The sequence below is a fragment of the Spirosoma litoris genome (assembly GCF_054776755.1).
This window is the reverse complement of record NZ_BAAHBI010000082.1, coordinates 1-948: the sequence shown is the minus strand read 5'-3', so window position 1 is coordinate 948 and position 948 is coordinate 1. Positions and strand designations below refer to the sequence as shown.

Here is a 948-nt window from a genome sequence, read left to right as displayed (position 1 = left end):
CCCAACAACCAAAACGGAAGTATACCGCTGAATTTAAAGCCGACGTGCTGCGGCTGGTTGCCAATGGTGAACCCATTATGGCCGTAGCCCGTAAGATGGGCATTAGTGACAGTCTGATTCACGCTTGGCGCAAGAGCAATGACAAAGGGGAAAAGAAAACCGACCAAAACCTTCAGCAGGAAGTCGAGACGCTTCGTAAGCAGCTACGCCAAGCTGAGATGGAGCGCGAGATATTAAAAAAAGCTGTCGCCATTTTCAGCCGACAGACCTAAGGCAAATCTATCGATTTATTCAAGCTGAAGAAGACAGTTTCCCTGTACGATTGCTCTGTAAAACATTGAATGTCAGCAAGACTGCCTATTACACGTATCGTAGTGGAACAACGCTCACTCCATCAGATAGCGATCTAGCTATGACCACAGCCATCGACAAGATCTTTTGGGAAAACTCAAGGCGCTATGGCAGCCGTCGTGTGCTGGAAGCGCTGAAAGAGCAGGGCCTCAAAGCTGGTCGTCATCGAGTACGTCGTTTGATGCAAGAGCAAGACTGGCGAGCCATTCAACCGCGTAGTTTCGTGCCCAAAACGACTGATTCCCGACATGGCTTAACGGCTTGTGCCAATCAGTTGATTGAGTTGGGTAAGCCAACTGCACCGAATCAGGCTTGGGTGGGCGATATCACGTATCTGCCTCTTTCAGGTGGCGCATGGGCTTATCTGGCGAGTTGGATGGATTTGTTCTCTCGGCGTATTGTCGGCTGGTGGGTCGACACACACATGAGGGAAAGTCTGATTATCAGAGCATTTGACCAAGCTATTCAGTTGCGTCAACCGAAACCGGGCTTGATTGTTCATTCGGATCGGGGTGGCCAGTATTTCGGTCATCATTTTCGAAAACGACTTGATAGATGGCAGTGTAAACAAAGTATGGCCGAAGCGGATAACCCTTA

At 49.4% G+C, this 948-nt stretch carries 2 protein-coding genes; both read left to right on the top strand.

Annotated features, from left to right (window positions below; genetic code table 11):
• Positions 1-272 (top strand): transposase (locus ACYVGR_RS37550; protein WP_460966056.1); only part of this gene is annotated, 272 nt, incomplete at its 5' end.
• Positions 233-948, top strand: a 716-nt coding sequence (locus ACYVGR_RS37545; RefSeq protein WP_460966058.1) for an IS3 family transposase, incomplete at its 3' end; no start/stop codon positions are given. The genes ACYVGR_RS37550 and ACYVGR_RS37545, both read left to right, overlap by 40 nt.